Consider the following 22,836-nt stretch of genomic DNA (forward strand, 5'->3'; position numbering starts at 1 on the left):
CAGCGATTCTTCATGGGGTCTATAAGGGCAAGATATAATTATGATGCATCACTCAACCTTGCTTCGCAGCCTTTTTGTGGCATTTGCGTTTCTGGTTCTCGCGCCGTTGGCTGGGGCTGGGGGGCTGGTCTTCGGGGTCGAGGCCGCGCAGGCGCAGACTGTCAGCCGCATATCGGTTGAGGGCAATTCGCTCGTTGATGATGCAACAGTTGTTTCTTACCTGACCGTACGTGTCGGTGACCGTGCGCCGTCGAGCGAGATCAACGCGTCGACCAATTCACTGCTGGCGAGCGGGCTGTTTGATACAGTCAATGTGCGCCTTTCGGGTGGTGTGTTGCGCGTTAGCGTTTCCGAGAACCCGGTTGTGGCTTCCGTGCTTTTCGAAGGCAATCAGCGCTTTTCCGATAAAGAGCTGCTGAGCATGGTCGATACGGCCAGCCGTGGTGTGTTTACACGCGAAGGTCTCTCGACTGACGAGCAGAGCATCCGTATTGCCTATGATCAGGCCGGTTATACCAATGTAACAGTTGCTGCCCGCACCGAAGTGCTGGCCAACCAGCGCGTCCGCGTTGTGTTTGTGGTCAATGAAGGCGAGCGCGCCGGCATCACCGCGATCAACTTCACCGGCAACAATACCTATGACAGCAATCAGCTGAAGACCGTGATTTCCACCAAGGAGTCGCATTGGTTGAGCTGGTTGTTGCGCGACGATACTTACGAAGAAGACAAGCTTGCCTATGACAGCGAGTTGATCCGCCGGTTCTATGCGGATCGCGGCTATCCCGATGCGCAGGTTCTCTCGGCTGTCGCTGATTTTGACACAAGCAAGAACGCTTACTTCGTCAACTTCACGGTTTCCGAAGGCGAGTATTACTCGTTCGGCAATATCGCCATCGAAACCAGCATTTCAGGTCTTGATACCGGGCCACTGCAATCCGTGGTGCGTACGCGTGAAGGCAGCCGCTATTCAGCTTCCAGGTTGCAGCAGTCTGCCAATGAAATGGCGATCCGTGCGACCGAGCAGGGTTATGCATTCGCTGACGTGCGGCCACGTGTCGAGCGTGACGTTGCCAGCCATACCTTCAATATCACCTATCTGGTTGATGAAGGTGCGCGCATCTATGTTGAGCGTGTGAACATTCTCGGCAATGAAAAGACCCGTGACTTCGTCATCCGGCGCGAGCTTGGCTTTGCTGAAGGCGATCCGTTCAACCGCAGCATCATCAGCCGCGGCAAGACAGCGATCGAGGATCTTGGTTTCTTCTCTTCTGTCGATGTTTCGACCTCGCCGGGTAGTGCGGCTGACAAGATCGTCATCGACATTGCCGTGGTTGAAGATTCGACCGGTGATTATGGTGCGACTGTTGGTTATGCAACTGAAGGTGGCGTTCTGGGTGAGTTGTCGCTGACCGAGCGCAATTTCCTGGGCCGCGGGCAGTATGTGCGTGCCGCTATCGGTGCCAGCCAGTCGGGCCGCACGTTTGATTTCTCCTTCACTGAGCCACGGTTCATGGGGCTGAAGATCTCAACCGGTTTCGACATCTACAAGCGCGTCAATGATGAAACCACCGCCAGTTTCTATGGTTCCGATGTTGTCGGCGGCAAGATCCGTCTGGGTGTGCCGCTCACCAAGGAATTCTCATCCACATTCTTTGTTGGTCTAGAGAACACGCAATATACGGACAAAAAGGCACCTGCGTCGGTCATCGTCACTGACGGCGAAACCCGCAACAAGGTCTTTGTCGGTTACTCGTTGAACTATAACGGGGTCGATAGTGTCAAAAAGCCGACTGAGGGCCTGTATGCCAGTTTCTCGCAGCAATATGTCGGTTGGGACAATAATTACGTGAAGTCCGAATTGAAGGCGCGCTACTTCATGCCCCTGATGGAAGACTCCGGCTTTATCGCCAGCGTCAAGGGCCAGGTTGGCGTGGTCAACAGTGTCAATGGCACCGGCGTGAACCCGACGGAAACCTTCCTTCTGGGCCCAAGCCTGGTACGTGGTTTCGAAGGTCGTGGCTTTGGTCCGCGCCGGGCTTCGGGTGAAGCCCTCGGGTCCACCTATTATGCCGGTCTGTCGGCAGAGATTGAGTTCCCGTTCCCGGTATTGCCGGAATCCTATGGTCTGACAGGTGCTGTTTGGGCTGACGTCGGTTATGCCGGTGATGAATCCAGTGCAGGGCCGGCGGCTCAGACCGGGATTGCCCAGCAGGTGCGCTCCTCGATTGGTGCCTCGATTATCTGGGATTCACCGTTCGGTCCGCTGCGTGGCGATTTCGCTCACGTCCTGCAAAAGGACAGCGCCGACAAGACGCAGGTCTTCCAGCTAACCTTGAAGAGCTTGCTCTAACCCGGAACGCGTGACAAAGTTCATGAAACCGCGGCGCCAAACGCGCCGCGGTTTCTTTTTTTGAGTGATATAAATGGTTGATATCCGTTTCCATCCTTTTGCCGGCACGATGCCGCTGGAATCGCTTCTTCTGGGGGCAGGGCACCCCGAACTGGTTCCGGGCGATACTCTTGAACAAATCCAGGTAACTGGGGTCGACGAACTGGCCCATGCCGGGCCTGGTCACGTTGCACTTGCCGCCAACCGCAAATATGCGGCGGCCTTAAGCGAAACCAAAGCTGGTGTCGTGGTGATCGGCCGCGCCTTGCGCGACAAGGTGCCGGCTGGCACGCTGGCACTCGTTGCTGACGATCCGCATGGGGCCTTCGCTGATATTCTCGACCATCTCTATCCTGACGATACCCGCGCCATCCTGCGCAAACTGACTGATGAGGCGGGCGCAACGCCGGTCCTTGAGGCGGATGTAGTTATCAGTCCGGGTGCGGTAATCGGCCGAGGCGCAGAAATTGGTGCCGGTACGATTATCGGCCCCAATGCGGTGATCGGGGCCGGTGTTGCCATCGGGCGCAATGCGGTAATCGGGGCCAATGTCACGATTGAATGCAGCTATATCGGCAATAATGTTGTGGTGCACAGCGGCGCCCGTATCGGCTGCGAGGGCTTTGGCTGGCTCGACCACGGGCGTACTAATCGAAAAATTCCACAGCTTGGTCGCGTCATAGTGCAAGACAGGGTGGAGATCGGCGCAAATTCGACTATTGATCGGGGTGCGCTTGGGGATACGGTCATTGGTGAGGGGACCAAGATCGACAATCTGGTGCAGATTGGACATAACTGCCAGATTGGGCGGAACTGTCTGGTTGCGGCCATGTCTGGCCTTTCGGGCACCACCAATCTTGATGATGGTGTGCTTATGGGCGGCGGCACCGGTACATCGGGGCATCTGACCATTGGGGCGGGCACGGTCGTGCATGGCCGGGCCGCTGTCACCAAAGACTGGCCTGCGGGCTCAAAAATTGCCGGGGCTCCGGCCCAGGATATAAGGGATTTCTGGCGCGAAACTGCCGCGCTGCGACGTCTGACGAAAGGGGAAGAAAGTGAGTCTTGAGGAAACGGAACACGTTCCGGACGACGAGAAAAAGGCGGCTTTGACGCAGCTTGATCTCGATACGATTTTGAAATGTCTGCCTCACCGCTACCCGTTTTTGATGATCGACAAGATTATCGATATCGATGGTGATGAATCCGCCGTCGGCATCAAGAACGTCACCTATAACGAGCCTATCTTTCAGGGACATTTCCCTGGCAAGGCCGTTTTCCCCGGCGTGTTGATTGTCGAGGGCATGGCCCAGACGGCTGGTGCCATTGTGATCGCGGAGCAGTTGGCGGCTGGCAAGCGGTTTGTCGTTTACATGCTGACGATCGACAAGGCAAAATTCCGCAAGCCCGCTGTCCCCGGTGACAAGCTTGAATATCATATTCGCAAAATACACCGCCGCCGCAATGTCGGCCGCTATGAGGCAAAGGCCATTGTTGATGGCGTGGTCGTCGCTGAAGCGGAAATTGGCGCAATGATAAGCGAAGAGTGAGCTTGAGCTTGACCCAAGGTGAAATTCATCCGACGGCAATCGTCGAAGCCGGCGCCAAAATTGGCGCTGGCGTTAAGATCGGGCCCTTCTGCACAGTCGGGCCCGAAGTCATATTGCACGATGGTGTACAAGTTTTTGCGAATGTTTCTATCGCTGGGCGCACCGAAATCGGGCCCAATAGCCGCATTTTCCCGTTTGCCTCGGTCGGTCATCCACCGCAGGATTTGAAATATGAGGGCGAGCCGAGCCGGTTGGTGATCGGCGCCAATTGTACCATCCGCGAGAACGCGACCATCAATCCGGGCACGCGCGGCGGCGGTATGTTGACCTCGATCGGCGATAATTGCCTGCTGATGGCCAGCACGCACGTGGCGCATGACTGTATCGTGGGCAATAACGTGATCATCGCCAATTTTGGCGGTCTGGCCGGCCATTGTGTTACCGGCGATTTCGTCACTATTGGTGGCATGGTGGTGGTTCACCAGTTTGTGCGCATTGGTTCGCATGCCTTCATCGGTGCCCACAGCATGGTCGACAGCGATGTCATTCCCTACGGCATGGCGGTGGGCAATCGTGCGCGTTTGGCGGGTCTCAATCTTGTGGGCCTGAAGCGGCGCAAGTTTGAGCGTGAAGACATTCATACGCTCCGTGCTGCCTATCGCATGATCTTTTCGTCGGAGGGCACTTTGCGCGAACGCGTTGACGATGCCGCTGACCTGTTCAAGGGGCACGGTCTGGTTCAGGATGTCGTGAACTTTATTGCAACGTCCTCTGAACGCTCGATCTGCATGCCGCGCAATGGCAATCACGAAGACTGAAACCCAGCCACGCCGCCTTTCCATTATGGCGGGCAAGGACGCCTTGCCCCTCATGGTGCTCGAAGCTGCGCGTGAAGCGGGCTGGGCGGTGCAATACCAAAGTTTTGTGCCACGGCCGGAGCTGACCGATATCGAGGTCAGGCTGATTGATATCGGCAAGCCGCTCGACATCGTTATGGGTATTCGCCGGTTCAAGGCGACCCATATCTGCATGGTCGGCGCGGTGCATGTTTCCGATAAGGGGCGCGAGGGCTTTTTCAAGCTGCTCGGCGGCAAGAAAAAGCCGCGCAAGCCATCCGGCGACAGTGGCCTTTCCAGGCTGGGGCGTGCGCTCGAGGTGACAACAGGTGCCACTTTGCTCGGCGCGCACGAGATCGTGCCAGGGCTCTTGGCAGAGCCGGGCCATATTGCCGGTCCAAAGCCCGACAAAAACCTGGTGGCCGATGGGCTCTTTGCGCTGAACGCGGCCATTTCGGCCGGGCAGCTGGATCTGGGGCAGGCGCTTGTGTGTTCGGGGCACCGCGTCGTCGCTGTCGAGGATATCGCGGGTACCGACGCCTTGTTGCGCCGGGTGGCGGAACATCGCGCGGCGGGTCTTGTGGGGGATGGCGGTAGCGATCTCGTGCTGGCCAAAGCCCGCAAGCCCAATCAGCCGATGTTTGTGGATTTGCCCGCCATCGGCCCCGGTACGGTCATTGCGGCCCATGAAGCAGGTCTCAGGGCGATATTCGTTCAGGCGGGCAACAGTGTCGTCATCGAACGTGAACGCTTGCAGGCGGCGGCTCTGGAGCTTGGGGTCAGCGTATATGGCGGCGAGAGCGATCATGTCTGAGCCGCATCGCGTGTTCATGCTGGCGGGCGAACCTTCGGGTGACCGGATAGGCGCAGATTTTCTGCGCCGGATGAAAGCGCGTAAGGCGCTTGAGCCGATTGGCGTTGGCGGGCCGGAAATGGCCAGCGAAGGGCTCTCCTCCATCTTTCCGATGAGCGACCTGTCCGTCATGGGCTTTGCCGATGTCATCAAGCGCTTGCCCCTGCTGTTATGGCGCATTCGCCAGTCAGCCCGGTTCATTATCCGCCAGCACCCGGAAATGGTGGTGCTCATCGACTCGCAGGTGTTCTCGGCGCTGTTGGCTAGGCAATTGCGCAAAGCCGGCTACGAAAGGCCCATCGTGCTCTATGTGGCGCCTTCGGTCTGGGCGTGGAAACCGGAGCGGGCCCCCAAGCTCAAGCCCCTGTTCAACGAGATTTTGGCGGTATTGCCGTTCGAGCCAGCAGCTTTGGAGCGGCTGGGCGGGCCGTTGACCACTTATGTGGGACATCCGGCCATTGATGCCATTCCCACGCCCCTGGCGCTCCCCACGGGCGCCGGAAAGGTTGCGCTGCTGCCGGGAAGCCGGGGCGGTGAGATTCGGCGGCACCTGCCCATTCTGGCGCAATTGGTTGCGCGCCTTGCAGACCATCCAAAGGTTTCGGGGTTCATCTTGCCGACCCTGCCGCACCTGGCGGCGGAATTGCGTGCGGAAACCGCCAGTTGGGCCGGAGCTGTCGAGATTATTGATGATCGTGCCAAACGGGATGATGCGCTGCGCACCTGCCGGGCTGCGGTCGTTACTGCAGGCACGGTGACCCTCGAACTGGCGCTGTCTGGCATCCCCATGATTGGCACCTATATGCCCGACAAAAGGCTGATGCATCATTATGAAAAAGCCGGCCGGCCGATGATTGCGCTGCCCAATATCATTCTGGGGCGGGCGGTTGTGCCGGAAATTGCACCGGGCGACGACCTGGTGGGGCGGCTTTATGCCGGAACAATATCAGTGCTGGAGGATGAGGCGGTGCGCGGGGCGCAGCTTTCGGCTTTTGCCGAGTTGCGCGCGTTGATGCAGCATGGCGCGCCAGAGACGCCGCGTCAGGATCCGGCAGACCGGATATTGGCCTATTTGCGTTAAAGCCCGGCTTTTGATGTCCTCAAAAGCCGGGCTTTATATCTTTTGTCAGTCTTGTTTCCGACCCGGATAAGTGGCGTCCACTTATCCTTGAATCACGCCGGTTAGCGGCTCGAAATGTCCGCGTAATCGCGGCTTTCCGCACCCTGATAGAGCTGACGCGGGCGGCCGATCTTTTTCTGCGGATCGCCGATCATTTCTTTCCACTGTGCAATCCAGCCCACGGTCCGCGACATGGCGAAGATCGCCGTGAACATGGAGGTGGGGAAGCCGATCGCATCGAGAATGATGCCCGAGTAGAAATCGACATTCGGATAGAGCTTGCGGTCGACGAAGTACGGATCTTCAAGCGCGATCTTTTCCAGCTCACGGGCCACCTGCAATGTGGGGTTATTCTCCACACCCAGCAGATCGAGCACTTCGCGGGCAGTTTCCTGCATCACCTTGGCGCGCGGATCGTAGTTTTTGTAGACGCGGTGACCGAAGCCCATCAGGCGGAACGGATCGTTCTTGTCCTTGGCGCGGGCAATGAACTCGGGGATCCGGTCCGTGGTGCCGATCTCGCGCAGCATGTTGAGGGCTGCTTCATTGGCACCACCATGGGCGGGACCCCAGAGGCAGGCAACGCCGGCTGCGATACAGGCGAACGGATTGGCATCGGACGAACCGGCCAGCCGCACTGTCGAGGTGGAGGCATTCTGCTCGTGGTCGGCATGCAGGGTGAAGATGCGGTCCATGGCGCGGGCCAGAACCGGATTGATCTCGTAGGATTCTGCCGGCACCGAGAAGCACATGTGCAGGAAGTTGGACGCATAATCGAGGTCATTGCGCGGATAAACGAAGGGCTGGCCCACCGAATACTTGTACGCCATGGCCACTATCGTCGGCATTTTGGCGATCATGCGGATCGAAGCAATCTCGCGCTGCTGCGGATCATTGATGTCGGTTGAGTCGTGATAAAAGGCGGCCATCGCCCCCACAACACCACAGACAACCGCCATCGGATGCGCATCCCGGCGGAAGCCGCGATAAAAATAATGCATCTGTTCATGCAGCATGGTGTGGCGGGTTACGCGCTCCTCGAAATCGGCGAGGTCGGCGGTGTTCGGCAGGTCACCATAAAGCAGCAGGAAGCAGACTTCGAGGAAGTGGCTCTTGTCGGCCAGCTGATCGATCGGGTAGCCGCGATAGAGCAATTCGCCCTTGTCGCCGTCGATATAGGTGATGGCGCTGTCGCAGGCGGCTGTCGAGGTGAAGCCGGGATCGTAGGTGAACATGCCGGTCTTGGCATAAAGGCTGCGAATATCAATGACGTCGGGACCTACCGAGCCTTGCATGACAGGGAACTCGAACGATTCTTCGCCAATTGTAAGTTTGGCTGTTTTATCTGTCATTGGTTCGTCTCCATGAGCTTATCTTGTCCGGTTTCCGCCCGTGCCGTGATGCGCGAGGGACCGCCAAAATGATCTATCTTATAACATCGGGATTTCGGTAGCCGATTTGTGGCTGACACGCAACTAATGTAGGTTTTGGGTAGGCAAGTGTAAGGTCTCCATATTACGACTTTTTGACCTGATCAGACAAGCGCGCGATTGTTTCTTCGCGCCCAATCAGCACCATGACCTCAAAGATACCCGGCGATACGGTGCGGCCGGTCAGGGCAGCGCGCAGGGGTTGGGCCACTTTGCCCAGTTTCAGTTCCCGGGCTTCGGCAAAGGCACGCATGCGTGCATCAATTGCCGTAACGCTCCATTCGGTTACAGCCTCAAGTTCGCCAAGGATATCGGCCAGCATGGCGCGGGTGTCATCGGTCAGCAGTGCGGCAGCCTTTACGTCGATTTCCAGCGGCCGTGTGGCATAGATAAACTGGGCGAGATCGATCAGCTGCAGCACGGTCTTGGCTCGTGGCTGCAGGTCGGGCAGGGCGGCCAGAACAGTTTCCCTGTTCGCCCCAAGACCTTCATGATCACCGGTGCGCTCAACTTCCCTGGCGGTTGTCAGCATGATTTCGTACAGCGCTTCTGGTTCAGCCTCGCGGATGTAGAGGCCGTTGATATTTTCTAATTTGGCAAAATCGAAGCGTGCGGCGCCCTTGTTGAGCGCGTCGAGATCGAACCATTCGATCATCTGTTCGGTGGTGAACACTTCATCATCACCATGGGCCCAGCCAAGGCGTGCCAGATAATTGCGCATGGCGGCCGGCAGATAGCCCATTTTACGATAGGCATCGACGCCCAGCGCGCCGTGGCGTTTGGATAGTTTGGCCCCGTCCGGTCCATGGATCAGCGGAATATGCGCCATTTCGGGCACCTCCCAGCCAAGCGCCTGATAAATGACAATCTGGCGGGCGGCATTGGTCAGGTGATCGTCGCCGCGAATGATATGGCTCACCTGCATGTCATGATCGTCGACGACAACGGCGAGCATATAGGTGGGGGAACCATCGGAGCGCAGAATGACGAAATCGTCCAGGTTCTCTGTGTTGAACACAACTTTGCCCTGCACGTGATCCTCAACCACGATTTCCGTGCTCAGCGGTGTCTTGATGCGGATAACGGGATCGATGCCTTCGGGGGCTTCCGAGGGGTCGCGGTCGCGCCAACGCCCGTCATAGCGCGGCGGTTTGCCGGCGGCCCGGGCTTCTTCACGCATGCGGCTCAGTTCTTCGGGCGAGCTGTAGCATTTATAGGCATGGCCCGCTTCAACCAGCTGATGGGCGATTTCCGCGTGGCGCGCGGCGCGGCCGAACTGTGAAATCGGGTCGCCTTCCCAATCGAGGCCAAGCCAGCTCAGGCCATCAAGCAGGGCGTCCACGGCGGGCTGGGTTGAGCGCTCTCGGTCAGTGTCTTCGATGCGCAGCAGCATTTTGCCGCCCATGCGCTGGGCATAGACCCAGTTGAACAGCGCGGTGCGCGCGCCGCCAATGTGCAAATAGCCGGTGGGTGAGGGGGCAAAACGGGTGATAACGGGCTTGGACATGGATTTCGCAATGCTTGGTGTTCGACGGGCCATGTGTGTAGCATAGGCGCGGGCAAGCGCAAGTGTGGGGACGTCCATTGGGCGATGCGGGGGACATCAATCCGGAGGCAAAACCGGTGCTGCCGGCAAGCAATTCCGCATGGCGCTCCCGTTCATTGCCTCGCCTCAATCTGCCCGTATGGCGCGATTTGGCACCCCGAGAGACTGTTGTTTCCGCTTCTGTCAGGGCTTTTGGCGCGCGGCGTTTGTTTGTGTTGCTGCCTTTTTGCGTAATCGCCGGTCTCATTGCCTATCGCATTCTTCCGCAAGAGCCGCATCCGCTGGCACTGGGGCTTGCCGGTGCGGCGCTGGTGACCGCCTTGTGGTTGGTCCGGCATGCCATTGGCATGTTGCGGGCCATGGTTGCGGCCCTGGCGTTCTGGACCGGGTTTTCGTTGCTGATGCTCCATGGCGCCCTGTTTGGCACCCCCATGCTCAGCTATCCGGCCTATGGCAATTACGAAATGCGTGTCGATCAGGTGCTTAGCGAGGATGATACGGCACTGCGCATCATTGTCTCGTCAATCACGCCGCTGGATGATGCGCGGGATATACCGGTGCGGCGGGCGCGGCTGTTTGTGCGAGATGCAGACGCCCTGGCAGCCGGCGATGTTTTGCGGGGGCCGGTGCGCTTCGCCCCGGTGCCCGGGCCGGTCGTGCCCGGTGGCTTCGATTCCCAGTTTCACGGCTATTTCGATGGCATCGGTGCCTTTGGCAACAGCACCGGCCATCTCAGCGTCACGCGCGTCGGTGCAACCGATCTTCAGCGGTTGTCAGACAGCATGCGCCGTGCGATCGGCCTGCGTATTGATGCGGTATTGTCGCCGCCGGCCAGCGCCATCGCGCGCGCGCTGACGATTGGAGACCAGAGCCGCATTGCCGAGGAGACACGCACAACCATGGCCACGGCCGGGCTGGCGCATGTATTGGCTATTTCCGGCCTGCATCTCACATTGGTGGCGGGTGGCGTTTTCGCTGCAATCCGCATGGCTTTGGCGCTGTCTTATGGTCTGGGCCAGCGTCTGGCGCTCAAAAAGCTGGCTGCGGCAGGCGGCATTGTGGCGGCGCTGGTTTATCTGTCTCTTTCGGGCGGCAGTGTGTCAGCCATCCGGGCGACTATCATGCTCTTGCTGGTTTTTGGTGCGGTCCTTGCCGGGCGGCGCGCGCTGACCATGCGCAATGTCGCCATTGCGGCGCTGCTTTTGCTGCTTGTCGATCCGGCCAGCGTTTTCAGGCCCAGCTTCCAGCTTTCATTCGCAGCGGTTGCCGCATTGGTCGGCAGTTACGAAATGGCGCGCCGCCAGCGCGATACGGCGGGGGGCTTTATCTCTGGCCTGGGGCGGTTTTTTGGCGGTTTGGCCCTGACCAGCGCCATTGCTGGGGCCGCGACTTTATTGTTCGCGGCCTATCATTTTCAGCAAACCGCGCCGCTTGGGGTTCTGGGCAACCTGGTTGCCTTGCCGCTTGTCGGCTTTGTTGTGCTGCCTGCCGCTTTCATTGCTGTTCTGGCCATGCCTTTCGGCATTGAGGCCGTTTTCCTGCAGGTAATGGGTTGGGGGATCGACCGGATACTGGAAATTGCAGCGCTTGTGGCGGGTTGGAGTGCCAGTCTGTCCGGCAGTCCCTTGCTCACCCCCACGGCCCTCGTCGTTGGTCTTGCGGCGCTCGGGTGGTTTGCGTTTTTTGACAATCGCCTGCGGTTCGCCGGTCCCCTCATTGCCTTGCCGCTGGTCTGGGGCATCGGGCTGGACCGGTCACCGGATATTCTTGTGGCCGACAGCACTCAGGCTCTGGCCATACGCACCGAGCCCGGCATGGCCCTGATGGCCGGCCGCACGGGCAGCTTTGCGGTGAATGCCTGGAGCGAAACGTATCAAACCGAGATTGCGCCAAAGCTGGATGGTGTTGGATGCGATAATGCGGGATGCGTCTTTTCATCGCCCTCAGGGTTCAACATTGCGCTGGTCAAGCACATCGATGGGTTTGCCGAGGATTGTTTTTGGGCCGACTTGGTCGTGACACGCCTTAGGGCACCATCAACCTGCCGCAGCCGCGTGCAGGTCATTGACCGCGATGATCTAAGGCTGGGCGGCATGCACTGGCTGGCCTGGAATGGTGAAGAGGGCGGCTTCGAAATACGTCCGGCAATTGCCGACAGAAACCGCCCCTGGCGCGCGCCCTAGAGTTTGATCAATGGTTCGGGCTGTCCCGGCACATCCACCCGAATGGCAAAAACACTGCCCGCCTGCGGTTCGGCAGCGCGTTGTTCAGGGCTCAAACCGGCGCTTGCTGTCGTGATGTACAATGTCTTGAGATCGGTGCCGCCAAGGGCAGGGCAGGTCACGTTGGAGGCGGGAACCTCGACAATCCTGTCAATCGAACCGTCAGGCGCATGGCGGATAACGCAAGATCCACCCCAGCGCGCACTCCACATAAAACCTTCACTATCAATTATGGCACCGTCCGGCCCGCCGCGCTGGTCTGTTGTATCGATATGGACTTGCCATTCACTGACGGGCAACCCGGTCTGCGGATCAATCCGGCATTTCAGGATTTGGCCTTTCAGCGTGTCACACCAATAGGCGATGGTGCCATCGGGTGAAAAGCAGGTGGCATTGGGAATGCCGATACCGCTGAACAGCGTTTCAACCTTTCCCTCACGATACTGGTAGACGCTCCCCAGATTGGCCTGGCCCTCTCTGCCCATCGTTCCGATCCAGAAACCACCGGCGAGGTTGACCCGGCTGTCATTTGAGCGGGTCAGCGGATTGTCCGCTTCAAGGGGACATATCGTATGCCGTTCGTCACGCAGCAGGTTGATGCGGGTCAGTTTGCTGGCCCCGGCGATGACCAGGTTCTCGCGGTCGATAACGGCTGCAGCGGTGACGGGCTCCTCAAACAACCAGCGATTGATGATCGCCCCATCAGAACTGGCATTGAACAATGTGTGCGCATTGATATCGAACCAGAACAGTTCGTGGCGTATGGGGTGCCACATCGGGCCTTCGCCCAGCGCGCAACGACTATCGATGAACAGTTTTGCTGTATCGGTCACAGGTCTGCTCCCTCATCATAGGCCGCAACGGCGGCCTGCGCCCGCGTTGCGATTTCATTGGCATCAAAGCCCGGTTTGAAAATATAGCCGCCAAGACCGAACCCGATGCAACCGGCAGCGAAATACTGGTCGAAGTTATCCGGGTTGGCACCGCCCACAGCATAAAGGGGCATTTCAGGCGGCAATACAGCCTTCATGGCGCGAATGCCGCTCGGTCCCAGTATCTCGGCAGGAAAGAACTTTAGCCCGTCTGCGCCAGCCGCGATGGCGCGAAAAGCCTCGCTCGGCGTCAGGACGCCGGGATAAGAGGCGAGGCCTTCTGCCTTGGTATGCGCGATAACCTCAGGGTTGCAATCGGGGGACACAATAAAGGTGCCGCCCGCCGCCTTTACTGCGTCGACATTTTCCGGGCTGAGCACGGTTCCGGCGCCAATCATGGCTTTGTCGCTGAATTCATCGGCGGCCCGTTTGATGCTGGTGAAAACATCCGGGGAATTTAGGGGGATTTCGATCATGGTGATGCCGGCCGCAGTCAGGGCCGCGCAGGCGGGCACTATTTCTTCTGGCGTAATGCCGCGCAGGATGGCGATGATGTGGCGATGTTCTTGGGGTATGGAAGTCATGGAATTTGCTTTCGTGCAGCGGCCAGCCCGGCAAGGGTGGCGGTGGTGGCGTCGATAGTTTCGGTGCTTGCGCCTATCATGTCAAAAGCGCGCGCATAAATGCGCGAGAGCCGTGCGGAACCGACCAGCGGCACCGGTGTCTCCGGGATCCAGTTTTGATGGCCTGCCACTTCGCTGCCGACAAGCAGCCCTGACAAATAGCCGGCGCACCAGGCGGCATCCCGACCGGACAGAAGCGCTGCGGCGCGCACCTTGAACAATTGGCCCGTCAGGTTTCCCGGCTGGGTGATTCCAGCGTTCAGACCTGCCTTGAGGCCGTCCTCATGGGTGGGGCCGTCCAGCGTGCCCTGAAGAGAATGGCGCAGGACGGATTGCGTACTCAGCAATTCATAAAGCTCGCCCGTCATTGCGGTACTGAATGCGGTGATTCTTCCGTCGGCAACACGAACCCATTTGGCGTGTGTGCCGGGCATGCAGATCGTGCCCGAAAAATCCGGCTTTAGCGCCAGCAAGCCCAGCACCTGGGTTTCTTCGCCGCGCATCACATCTTCGGCCCCTGCCTGCTTGTGGCACACGCCGGAGAGAATGCGTGGACGCAGCCGGTCATCGGGCATATCCGGCATCACGGCGTTCTGGCCGAGCGTGCGCAGGTCGGCGGGCGTCTCGATATAGGGCGCCTCGCGCCATCCCTGCTTGGCACCCGCCATGCCGCAAATGACAAGGTCGACCGGATCGTCGCCTGCGCCCAGATGTGCGCCCACAAGCTCTTGAAGCACGCCGGGGTAATCATCTCTGCGGAGGCGGGACATCCCCTTGTCGGATTCGGTGGCAAAGGTCGTTTCCCCGTCGCAGGAAAGACCCCAGGCACGTACATTGGATGTGCCCCAATCAATAGCGATCCATTCCAGGGGTGCATTGGCATTCATGCCCGGATCTCCGTTCAATGGCTGAATTTTGGCGTCAAACTAACCAGAAAGCTGATATATACCCATCTAATTAAAGAGATTTTCCAGTTTCTGGCCACATGTCTCGCAATTTGTCATACAATAGAATAGATGTGCAGATGGAATCATTAAATACACACGGAAAATCCGTTGTCGGAGGAGATGTAAATGACTGATAAGCAACCCAAACTCCGGTCGCGGGCCTGGTTTGATAACCCCGACAACCCGGATATGACGGCGCTCTATCTCGAGCGCTATCTCAATTTTGGGTTGTCGCGCGAAGAGTTGCAGTCGGGCAAGCCGATTATCGGCATTGCGCAGACGGGCTCTGACCTGTCGCCATGCAACCGCCACCACGTCGTTCTGGCCGAGCGCGTACGCGAGGGGATTCGCGAAGCGGGCGGCATCGCCATTGAATTCCCGGTACATCCCATTCAGGAAACCGGCAAACGTCCCACGGCCTCGCTCGACCGCAATCTGGCCTATCTCGGCCTTGTGGAACTGCTTTACGGCTATCCGCTTGATGGTGTGGTGCTGACGATTGGTTGCGACAAGACCACGCCTGCCATGTTGATGGGGGCGGCGACGGTCAATATTCCGGCGATTGCGCTCTCGGTTGGGCCCATGCTCAATGGCTGGTTCCGTGGCGAACGCACCGGCTCGGGCACGATTGTGTGGAAAGCCCGGCAGATGATGGCCGCCGGTGAGATCGACTACAAGCAGTTCATCGAACTTGTGGCCTCTTCGGCGCCTTCAACCGGGTTCTGCAATACGATGGGTACGGCCTCGACCATGAATTCGCTTGCCGAGGGCCTTGGCATGCAGCTGCCCGGCTCGGCGGCTATTCCGGCCCCTTATCGCGACCGTCAGGAAATTTCCTATCTGACCGGCAAGCGCATTGTTGAAATGGTGCATCAGGACATCAAGCCGTCCGACATCATGACCAAGAAGAGCTTTTTCAACGCTATCGCCCTGAACTCGGCGATTGGCGGGTCCACCAATGCCCCGATCCATATCAACGCCATCGCGCGCCATGTGGGTGTCGAACTCGATATCGATGAGTGGCAGACCCATGGGCATGACGTGCCGCTGCTGGTCAATCTGCAGCCGGCGGGTACCTATCTCGGCGAGGACTTCTATCGCGCCGGCGGTGTGCCTGCGGTGGTTGGCGAATTGATGCGGCACGGGTTGATTCATGAGGACGCGCCGACGGTCAATGGCAAGACCATTGGCGAGAATTGCCGCGATGCGGAAATCGAGAATGACGATGTCATTCGCCGGTTCGACAATCCACTGGCCACCCAGGCCGGGTTTATCGTTTTGCGCGGCAATCTGTTCGACAACGCGATCATGAAGACCTCCGTCATCACCCCGGAATTCCGCCAGCGCTATCTGGCCAATCCCGATGATCCGAACGCCTTTGAGGGCAAGGCGGTCGTGTTTGACGGGCCTGAGGATTATCATCACCGCATTGATGACCCGGCGCTCGAAATCGATGAACACACCTTGCTGTTCATGCGCGGCACGGGGCCAATCGGCTATCCGGGGGCGGCCGAGGTCGTCAACATGCGTCCGCCGGCCTATCTGATCAAGAAAGGCGTGACAGCGCTGGCCTGTATTGGGGACGGCCGTCAGTCGGGCACATCCGGCTCACCCTCCATTCTCAATGCGTCACCGGAAGCGGCGGCGGGCGGTGGTCTGGCCATTCTGCGTACCGGCGACCGGGTGCGGATCGACCTGAACAAGGGCGAAGCCAATATGTTGCTGTCGGATGCCGAATTGCAGACGCGCCGTGCCGAACTCGATGCAGCCGGCGGGTTCAAATATCCCGATCACCAGACACCCTGGCAGGAAATCCAGCGCGGCATTGTCGATCAACTGGGCAATGGCGGCGTGCTGAAACCGGCGGTCAAATACCAAAAGATCGCTCAGGAAAAAGGCCTGCCGCGCGACAATCACTAGGCGGTGCAGGACAAAACCGCGACGGATAAAAGAAAGGCCCGTTATCAAACGGGCCTTTTTTGCGACTGCATGGGGTCGTCAGCTGATCAGTATTTGCGCAACAGCCCCACAAGCCGGCCCTGAACCTTGACCTGGTCCGGCCCGAAGATCCGGGTTTCATAGGCGGGGTTGGCGGCCTCAAGGGCAATGGAATTCCCCTTGCGGCGCAGGCGTTTGAGGGTGGCTTCCTCATCATCGACCAAAGCGACGATGATCTCGCCATTATTGGCGGTGGGCTGTTTGTGGATCAACACCGTGTCACCATCGAAAATGCCGGCATCGATCATCGAATCGCCGCGCACCTCAAGGGCGTAATGTTCGCCACTGCCCAGCATTTCGGGCGGAACGGCGATGGTGTGGGAATGGGTTTGAATCGCCTCAATCGGCACACCTGCTGCGATGCGGCCCATCACGGGAATGGTCACCGGGCGGCCGGTGTCCTCATCCTGGGCATTGCTGCGCGGCTGGGGCTTGGCCACTTTGCCAAGCGTGCCCTCAATAACGCTGGGTTCAAACCGTGTCTTGCGGCCCCCCAGTGAGGGGTTCATCGAATCCGGCAGCTTGACCACTTCCATGGCCCGCGCCCGGTTGGGCAGGCGGCGGATAAAGCCGCGCTCTTCAAGCGCGGTAATGAGCCGGTGGATGCCGGATTTCGAGCGCAGGTCGAGGGCTTCCTTCATCTCGTCGAATGAGGGGGGAATCCCGGTTTCCTTCATCCGCTCGTGGATGAACATCAATAGCTCGTGTTGCTTGCGCGTTAACATCGGCTCCCCCTTCCGGGAATCAGAACATAGGCAGAACAATGTTACATGTTCCAGTTATGTTCTGCAACTATCCGGTAAATATTCGGTTAGCGGGAGCTGATCTATTGGGCGCGCAGGGGGATGACTTCCACGATATGTCCCACGGGCTGGGCCGGTGCGTCCTCAGGATGCACGATCAGGGCATTGGCGCGTGCAAAGGAAGACAAATGGGCACTGTCGCTTTCGCTGATCGGGCGCACAGCGGAAATGCCTTCGCCCTTCACCGTGATATTGGCGCGGATAAAGTGGCGGCGCGGGCCATTGGCTTCCAGCGGGGTGGCCAGAGGCAGGCGGAGGCGGGGGCCGAGCGGGCTGCGCGAGCCGCCCAGCGCGCGCAAGGCGGGCAGCACCACAGTGGTTGCTGTCACCAGGGCCGAAACCGGGTTGCCGGGCAGGCCAAACACCAGCTTATTGCCTTTTTTGCCGAACATCAGCGGTTTGCCCGGCCGCATGGCGATTTTCCAGAAGTCGATTTCGACGCCCAGCGATTTGAGCACGGGTTGCACCAGATCATGGTCGCCAACGCTTGCCCCGCCCGTGGTGATGATGACATCGGCATCACTGTCGAAGGCCAGGCCCAGTTTGGTGCTTAGATCGGCTTCCGTATCGGCGGCGATTCCAAGGTCGAACACGGCATTGGCAAACGGGGCCAGCAATGCGGAGAGCGCAAATGTGTTCGAGGCGATGATCTGGTCAACCGAAAGCTGAAGTCCGGGCTCCACCAGCTCGTCGCCGGTCGCCAGAATGGCCAGTTGCGGTTTGCGGTAAACGCTCAGCTCGGCATTATTGGCGGCAGCGGCCAGGGCAATGGCGCTCGGTGTCAGGAATTCGCCGGCGCGCAGAATTTCGGCGTCCAGCTCAAAATCATTGCCACGTTTGCGCACGCTCTTGCCCGGTTCCACCGCATCCACAAACATGATTTTGGTGCCGCGTGGGGCGGTCTTTTCCTGCATCACCACCGTGTCAGCGCCAGCGGGCAGTGGTGCACCGGTGAAAATGCGCACGCATTGGCCGGGGCCGATTTCGCCGTCAAAGCCATTGCCTGCCTGTGAGGTGCCGATCATATCGAGGGTCACGCCCGGCTTGATCTCGATGCCGCGCACGGCATAGCCGTCCATGGCGCTGGCATCAAACGGGGGCTGGCTGGTTCTGGCGGTCACGGATGCCGCCAAAGTGCGTCCGGCGGCATATTTCAGGGGCAGGCTTTCAACACCGAGTGGGTCGGCATAGGCGAAGATGCGTTCAAGGGCTTCGTCAAGACTGATCATGTTGGTCACGTTTGTAACTTCCGGACTTGCCGCCGGTTTTCTCTTCCAGCCGGATAGCTGAAATTGTCATGGCGCGGTCGATGGCCTTGGCCATGTCATAAAGGGTAAGTGCCGCCACTGATGCAGCGGTCAGCGCTTCCATTTCCACACCGGTTTGCCCGGTGGTCTCTGCAATCGCTTCCACTCTGATGGTTTCCGCGTCGGCGCGGGTAATCGCCACGTTCACCCGTGTCAGCGGAATCGGGTGACAAAGGGGGATCAGGTCGCTGGTCTTTTTGGCGGCCATGATCCCGGCAATGCGGGCCACTGCCAGGGCGTCACCCTTTTTCAGCTCACCGCCGAATATGGCGGCCACCGTCTCGGGCTGCGCCACAAGGCTGGCTGATGCCAGCGCGCGGCGCGCTGTGGCCGGTTTGGCGGCGATGTCCACCATCTGGGCTTCACCCCTGGCATTCAGGTGGGTGAGGGGCTGTTCCGCCATATCAGGATTTGCCTGCCAAAAGCGCAAGCGTTGCAGCCGTCACATCTTCCTGCCGCATCAGGCTTTCGCCGACAAGAAAGGTCGTGATCCCGGCCTCGGCTTCAAGTCTTTTGACATCTTCATTGGTAAAAATGCCGCTTTCGCTGACCAGCAGCACGTCGTCAGGCACACCGGCGGCCAGATCAATCGAGGTTTCCAGCCGGGTTTCAAACGTGCGCAGATTGCGGTTGTTAATGCCGATGAATTTGGCATCCAGCGCCAGCGCCCGGTCAAGTTCGATCTGGTCATGCACTTCCACCAGCGCATCCATTTGCCATTCATTGGCGGCATCGAGCAGGAAACGGGCAATGTGGTCGTCCACCGCATCCAGAATGATGAGAATGCAATCAGCGCCCCAGGCACGCGCTTCCACCACCTGATAGGTCTCGAACATGAAATCCTTGCGCAACACTGGCAGGGTGGTTGCGGCACGGGCTTCCACCAGAAACGAGGCAGCGCCCTGAAACGAAGGCTGATCGGTCAAGACCGAGAGGCAGGCTGCACCACCGGCTTCATAGGCGCGGGCAATGGCGGGCGGGTTGAAATCTTCCCGGATCAGGCCTTTTGAGGGGCTGGCTTTTTTCACTTCGGCGATCAGGGCATATTGCCCCTTGGCGTGTTTCGCCTTCAGGGCCTTTACAAAACCGCGGGTCGGGGTTGCGTCATGGGCTTCTGCCACCACATCAGCCCAAGGCTTTTTGGCCTTGGCTGCGGCGATCTCTTCGCGCTTGTAGTCTTCGATGCGGCTGAGAATATCGCTCATGTGACTTATCCGTTGGAGACTGCGACCAGCTTGGCCAGGGTATCGCGCGCTGCGCCGCTATCAATATGCTTGGCAGCGATTTCGGCACCCTGCATGATGTTTTCAGCTTTGCCGGCAACGATAAATGACGCACCGGCATTCATCAAAACGATATCGCGATAGGCACCGCTCTGGCCATCCAGCAAGGCCCTTATGGCATCGGCATTATAGTCGGGGTCGCCGCCCTTGAGGTCTTCCGGCTTGGAAAGCGGCAATCCGGCATCAGCGGGGCTGATTTCAAAACTGCGCAAATCACCGCCCATAATCGAGGCGACAAAGGTGGGGCCGGTTGTGGTGATTTCGTCCAGCCCGTCGCTGCCATGCACAACCCAGGCGGCTTTCGCCTTGTTGGCAAGCAGGGCGGCGGCAACGGGTTCCACCCATTCCTGATCATAGACACCCAGCAGATAGCGGCTCACCCCGGCAGGGTTGGATTGCGGGCCCAGCAGGTTGAACATTGTGCGGGTCGCCAGTTCCACGCGCACCGGGCCGACATGGCGCATGGCGGGGTGGTGGCTGGGGGCGAACATGAAACCGATCCCGGCCTCGCGAATGCACCGGGCGATCCCTTCTGGATCAAGGGCAAGGTTCACGCCGAGCGCTTCAAGGGCCTGCGATGAACCGGATCTCGATGAGAGCGCCTTGTTGCCATGTTTGGCCACGGGCACGCCTGCAGAGGCCACAACCAGCGCAGTAGCGGTCGAAATGTTCAGGGTGCCGCCACCGTCGCCGCCCGTGCCAACAATATCGATGGCGTCTTCGGGGGCTTCAACAGGCAGCATTTTTTCGCGCAAAATGGAAACGGCGGCGGCGATTTCGCCAACGGTTTCACCCTTCACGCGCATGCCCATCAAGAACGCGCCGATCTGGGCCGGGGTTGCGTCGCCCGCCATGATGATACGCATGGCGCCGCGCATTTCCTCGCCGGTCAAATCATGACCGGTGCTGAGTTTTGCCAGTGCTGCCTTGATATCCATTGCGTCCCCGTCAGGCGGCGCGGTTGAGGTTGAACTCGCGCGCTATGTTGAGAAAATTCTGCAAAATCGTATGTCCGCCCTCAGAGGCAATGCTTTCGGGATGGAACTGCACCCCGTGCACGGGCTGTGTTTTGTGCTGCAGGCCCATGATCGAACCATCATCGGCTGTCGCAGTCACTTCAAGCGTTGCGGGCAGGGTATCTGTTTTCACTGCCAGCGAGTGATAGCGGGTGGCCTTGAAGCCATCATTGAGGCCGCGAAACACGCCCGTGCCGCTATGGCTGATATTGGAAACCTTGCCATGCATCAGGGTCGGCGCGCGTACAATATCGCCGCCAAAGGCCTGGCCGATCGATTGCAGGCCAAGGCAAACCCCAAAGATCGGAATTTCGCCGGCAAAGCGTTCAACCACACCAAGGCAGATTCCGGCCTCGTTCGGCGTGCATGGTCCGGGTGACAGCACAATGGCGTCGGGTGCCAGCGCGGCAATCTCATCAAGCGTGATCTTGTCATTCCGCTTCACGTTCAGCTCCGCCCCCAATCCGCCGATCAGATGGACGAGATTGTAGGTAAAGCTGTCGTAATTATCGATGACGAGAACGTTCATTATTGCCCCACTCCGGCTTCACCGGCATAGCGTAGCGCCTCTTCGGCCGCGCTGAAAAGGGCACGTGCCTTGTTTTCACATTCGAGCTGCTCAAGTTCCGGCCTTGAGTCGGCCACAATCCCGGCGCCTGCCTGCACATGCAGCTTGCCATTCGCCAATATCGCGGTGCGCAGAACAATACAGGTATCCATGGTGCCATCGGCACCAAAATAGCCCACACAGCCGCCATAAATGCCGCGGCGGGAGCGTTCCAGTTCGTCGATTATCTCCATGGCGCGGACTTTTGGCGCGCCCGAAACAGTTCCGGCGGGAAAGCCGGCGCTCAGGGCGTCAACGAAATCATGTTTCGGGTCCAGTTCGCCAATCACATTGGAGACGATGTGCATGACGTGGGAATAATATTCGAGGAAGAATTTGTCAGTGACCTCGACCGAGCCGATTTTTGCAACCCGGCCCACATCATTACGCCCCAGATCCAGCAGCATCAGGTGCTCTGCCAGTTCCTTGGGGTCGGACAGCAATTCGTCGGCCATTGCCTTGTCCTGTTCCGGCGTTGAACCGCGCTTGCGGGTGCCGGCAATCGGGCGAATGGTGACCTCGCGGTTCTTGTCGACCCGCACAAGAATTTCCGGGCTCGAGCCGGCAACAGCGAAACTGCCGAAATCGAGGAAATACATATAGGGCGAGGGGTTTGTGCGCCGCAGGGCCCGGTAAAGCGCGGTTGGCGGCAGATCGAAATCGGCCGAAAAGCGCTGGCTCAGCACGACCTGAAAGATATCGCCGGCCTCGATATAGGATTTGGCCTTGTCGACCATCGCCATATATTCGTCACGCGGGGTATTGCTCTCAACCTCGATTTTTTCGATCTCGGGCAGATCAATCGCATAGGGCAGGGGCCGCGCCAGCCGCGCCGTGGCGTCGTCCATACGCGATTGCGCGGCTTCCCAGGCGTGCTTCGCCGTCACGTCGTCCCGCACATAAACCGGGGCGGTGATGTAAAGCTCGTCTTTGAGCGTATCGAAAATCGCCAGCACGGAGGGGCGCATCAGAATGGCGTCGGGCTGTCCCATATCGTCGGGATTGTCATCCGGCAGCACTTCCATGTGCCGCACCATGTCATAGCCGAGATAGCCGTGAATGCCGGCAGCCGTTGAGGGCAGGCCCTCGGGCATGTCGGCCTGGCTTTCCTGCACCAGCGCCCGCAGTGCTTCAAGGGGCGCTTCGCTGATCGTCTTGAACGCATCAGGCGTCATTTGCGGATTGCGATTGATTTCCGCGACATTGCGCGTGACCTTGAGGATCACATCCGGCAACAGTCCGATAATCGAATAACGTCCCCGATTGGTGCCGCCTTCCACCGATTCCAGCAGGAAGGTATTGGTGCGGCCCTCGGCGAGCTTCAAATAGCAGCCGACCGGCGTGTCGAGATCGGCAACAACCCGGCGCCAAAGGATTTGCGCGCGCCCCTGTTCGTATTTCGCCGCGAAATCGGGATAGTCACCCTCGGTCATG

The 22,836-nt window shown here is 59.1% G+C and carries 20 protein-coding genes; 8 read left to right on the forward strand and 12 right to left on the reverse strand.

The window, feature by feature from the left end; genetic code table 11:
- Nucleotides 1-40: 40 nt before the first annotated feature.
- The 6 genes from bamA (at nt 41) to L1P08_RS02970 (ending at nt 6,709) form a co-directional block, all read left to right on the forward strand.
- Complete coding sequence (gene bamA, locus L1P08_RS02945; protein WP_303618518.1) at nt 41-2,350, forward strand: outer membrane protein assembly factor BamA; 2,310 nt, start codon at nt 41-43, stop codon at nt 2,348-2,350.
- Between the two features lie 73 nt (nt 2,351-2,423).
- A complete protein-coding gene (gene lpxD, locus L1P08_RS02950; RefSeq protein WP_303618519.1) occupies nt 2,424-3,458 on the forward strand; it encodes a UDP-3-O-(3-hydroxymyristoyl)glucosamine N-acyltransferase in 1,035 nt (344 codons plus the stop codon).
- 100 nt (nt 3,459-3,558) lie between these two features.
- Nucleotides 3,559-3,939, forward strand: coding sequence for a 3-hydroxyacyl-ACP dehydratase FabZ (gene fabZ, locus L1P08_RS02955; RefSeq protein ID WP_303619483.1), 381 nt, complete (start codon nt 3,559-3,561; stop codon nt 3,937-3,939).
- Nucleotides 3,936-4,757, forward strand: coding sequence for an acyl-ACP--UDP-N-acetylglucosamine O-acyltransferase (lpxA, locus tag L1P08_RS02960; RefSeq protein ID WP_368077123.1), 822 nt, complete (start codon nt 3,936-3,938; stop codon nt 4,755-4,757). Before fabZ ends, lpxA begins: the two co-directional genes overlap by 4 nt.
- On the forward strand, nt 4,738-5,589 hold the full coding sequence (gene lpxI, locus L1P08_RS02965) for a UDP-2,3-diacylglucosamine diphosphatase LpxI domain-containing protein (RefSeq protein WP_303618520.1): 852 nt from the start codon (nt 4,738-4,740) through the stop codon (nt 5,587-5,589). Before lpxA ends, lpxI begins: the two co-directional genes overlap by 20 nt.
- On the forward strand, nt 5,582-6,709 hold the full coding sequence (locus tag L1P08_RS02970; protein WP_303618521.1) for a lipid-A-disaccharide synthase: 1,128 nt from the start codon (nt 5,582-5,584) through the stop codon (nt 6,707-6,709). The genes lpxI and L1P08_RS02970 overlap by 8 nt, the downstream gene beginning before the upstream one ends.
- Before the next feature lie 101 nt (nt 6,710-6,810).
- On the opposite strand, the gene gltA is transcribed toward L1P08_RS02970, so the two are convergent.
- Both gltA and gltX read right to left on the reverse strand, forming a co-directional pair.
- Nucleotides 6,811-8,100: a citrate synthase gene (gene gltA, locus L1P08_RS02975; RefSeq protein WP_303618522.1), complete on the reverse strand. Its 1,290-nt coding sequence runs from the start codon at nt 8,098-8,100 to the stop codon at nt 6,811-6,813.
- A gap of 163 nt (nt 8,101-8,263) precedes the next feature.
- A complete protein-coding gene (gene gltX / locus L1P08_RS02980; RefSeq protein WP_303618523.1) occupies nt 8,264-9,685 on the reverse strand; it encodes a glutamate--tRNA ligase in 1,422 nt (473 codons plus the stop codon).
- A 251-nt stretch (nt 9,686-9,936) separates the two neighbouring features.
- Between gltX and L1P08_RS02985 the strand changes: the two genes are divergently transcribed.
- On the forward strand, nt 9,937-11,907 hold the full coding sequence (locus L1P08_RS02985; protein ID WP_303618524.1) for a ComEC/Rec2 family competence protein: 1,971 nt from the start codon (nt 9,937-9,939) through the stop codon (nt 11,905-11,907).
- Here the strand turns inward: L1P08_RS02985 and L1P08_RS02990 are convergent.
- Genes L1P08_RS02990 through L1P08_RS03000 form a run of 3 tightly spaced genes read right to left on the reverse strand, consistent with a single transcriptional unit; the run spans nt 11,904 to nt 14,328 of the window.
- A complete protein-coding gene (locus L1P08_RS02990; RefSeq protein ID WP_303618525.1) occupies nt 11,904-12,779 on the reverse strand; it encodes an SMP-30/gluconolactonase/LRE family protein in 876 nt (291 codons plus the stop codon). The genes L1P08_RS02985 and L1P08_RS02990 overlap by 4 nt on opposite strands.
- A complete protein-coding gene (locus L1P08_RS02995; protein ID WP_303618526.1) occupies nt 12,776-13,402 on the reverse strand; it encodes a 2-dehydro-3-deoxy-6-phosphogalactonate aldolase in 627 nt (208 codons plus the stop codon). The genes L1P08_RS02990 and L1P08_RS02995 overlap by 4 nt, the downstream gene beginning before the upstream one ends.
- Nucleotides 13,399-14,328 carry a 2-dehydro-3-deoxygalactonokinase gene (locus L1P08_RS03000; RefSeq protein ID WP_303618527.1) on the reverse strand — a complete coding sequence of 310 codons (930 nt, stop codon included), beginning with the start codon at nt 14,326-14,328 and terminating at the stop codon, nt 13,399-13,401. The genes L1P08_RS02995 and L1P08_RS03000 overlap by 4 nt, the downstream gene beginning before the upstream one ends.
- Nucleotides 14,329-14,514: 186 nt before the next feature.
- Here L1P08_RS03000 and L1P08_RS03005 point away from each other — a divergent pair, with 186 nt between their 5' ends.
- A complete protein-coding gene (locus tag L1P08_RS03005; protein ID WP_303618528.1) occupies nt 14,515-16,308 on the forward strand; it encodes an IlvD/Edd family dehydratase in 1,794 nt (597 codons plus the stop codon).
- 86 nt (nt 16,309-16,394) lie between these two features.
- Here the strand turns inward: L1P08_RS03005 and lexA are convergent, their stop codons facing one another.
- The 7 genes from lexA to trpE all read right to left on the reverse strand — a co-directional run bounded on the left by lexA (nt 16,395) and on the right by trpE (nt 22,835).
- Nucleotides 16,395-17,111: a transcriptional repressor LexA gene (lexA, locus tag L1P08_RS03010; RefSeq protein ID WP_303618529.1), complete on the reverse strand. Its 717-nt coding sequence runs from the start codon at nt 17,109-17,111 to the stop codon at nt 16,395-16,397.
- A 101-nt stretch (nt 17,112-17,212) separates the two neighbouring features.
- Nucleotides 17,213-18,418: a molybdopterin molybdotransferase MoeA gene (locus L1P08_RS03015; protein ID WP_303619485.1), complete on the reverse strand. Its 1,206-nt coding sequence runs from the start codon at nt 18,416-18,418 to the stop codon at nt 17,213-17,215.
- Nucleotides 18,405-18,899 carry a cyclic pyranopterin monophosphate synthase MoaC gene (moaC, locus tag L1P08_RS03020; protein ID WP_303618530.1) on the reverse strand — a complete coding sequence of 165 codons (495 nt, stop codon included), beginning with the start codon at nt 18,897-18,899 and terminating at the stop codon, nt 18,405-18,407. Before moaC ends, L1P08_RS03015 begins: the two co-directional genes overlap by 14 nt.
- 1 nt (nt 18,900) lies before the next feature.
- A complete protein-coding gene (trpC, locus tag L1P08_RS03025; RefSeq protein WP_303618531.1) occupies nt 18,901-19,701 on the reverse strand; it encodes an indole-3-glycerol phosphate synthase TrpC in 801 nt (266 codons plus the stop codon).
- Between the two features lie 5 nt (nt 19,702-19,706).
- The gene (gene trpD / locus L1P08_RS03030; RefSeq protein WP_303618532.1) at nt 19,707-20,717 is read right to left on the reverse strand and encodes an anthranilate phosphoribosyltransferase; all 1,011 of its coding nucleotides are present in this window, start codon (nt 20,715-20,717) and stop codon (nt 19,707-19,709) included.
- 10 nt (nt 20,718-20,727) lie between these two features.
- Nucleotides 20,728-21,324 (reverse strand): anthranilate synthase component II, encoded by a 597-nt coding sequence (locus tag L1P08_RS03035; RefSeq protein WP_303618533.1) that lies wholly within the window; start codon nt 21,322-21,324, stop codon nt 20,728-20,730.
- Nucleotides 21,324-22,835 carry an anthranilate synthase component I gene (gene trpE / locus L1P08_RS03040; RefSeq protein WP_303618534.1) on the reverse strand — a complete coding sequence of 504 codons (1,512 nt, stop codon included), beginning with the start codon at nt 22,833-22,835 and terminating at the stop codon, nt 21,324-21,326. Before trpE ends, L1P08_RS03035 begins: the two co-directional genes overlap by 1 nt.
- Nucleotide 22,836 lies beyond the last annotated feature (1 nt).

The organism is Mariluticola halotolerans (assembly GCF_021611515.1).
Lineage (GTDB): Bacteria > Pseudomonadota > Alphaproteobacteria > Rhizobiales > Devosiaceae > Mariluticola > Mariluticola halotolerans.